At 47.6% G+C, this 638-nt stretch carries 1 protein-coding gene; it reads right to left on the minus strand.

Features of this window, described 5'->3' with window-relative positions; all coding sequences use genetic code 11:
* Positions 1-638, minus strand: a 638-nt coding sequence (locus R7R24_RS27825; protein WP_318120305.1) for an N-6 DNA methylase, incomplete at both ends; no start/stop codon positions are given.

A 638-nucleotide genomic window follows, 5' to 3' on the forward strand; every position in this document is an offset into this window, starting at 1 on the left:
CTTCTTTGGTCGGTTGGCCTTTGGTAAAGAACAGGATGTTGGTCTTAATACCTGTGTATGGGTTGAACACGCCATTAGGCAAACGAACAATCGTGTGCAGGTTACACTCTTCTGTCAGCATCTTTTTGATTTTGGTTTTTACACCTTCACCAAACAAGGTGCCATCAGGCAACACCACACCAGCGCGACCATCTTTATCCAATACTTCGACAATAAGCTGCAAGAACAGATCAGCCGTTTCACGAGTTTGCATTTCGGCAGGGAAGTTCTTTTCAATCCCGTCTTCTTCTGTGCCGCCAAACGGTGGGTTAGTGGCAATCACATTGATATTGCTGTCCCAGTTTGAAAGCGGCTTGTTAAGCGTGTTGCCATGCTTAATCTGCACAGGGACTTCGATACCGTGGAGCATCATATTGGTGATACACAGCAAATGTGGCAGTTGTTTCTTTTCTACACCATGGATTTGCTTTTGCAGCGTTTGGTGGTCGGCTGCGCTTGTTACGTAGTTCTCTTTAACGTGATCGAACGAGCAAGCCAGGAATCCGCCCGTACCGCAGGCGGGATCCATAATCTGCTCACCTAGTTTAGGGTCAAGACGATTGACGATAAAGCGAGTCACTGCGCGAGGGGTGTAGAAC

Source organism: Vibrio sp. 704, assembly GCF_033339295.1.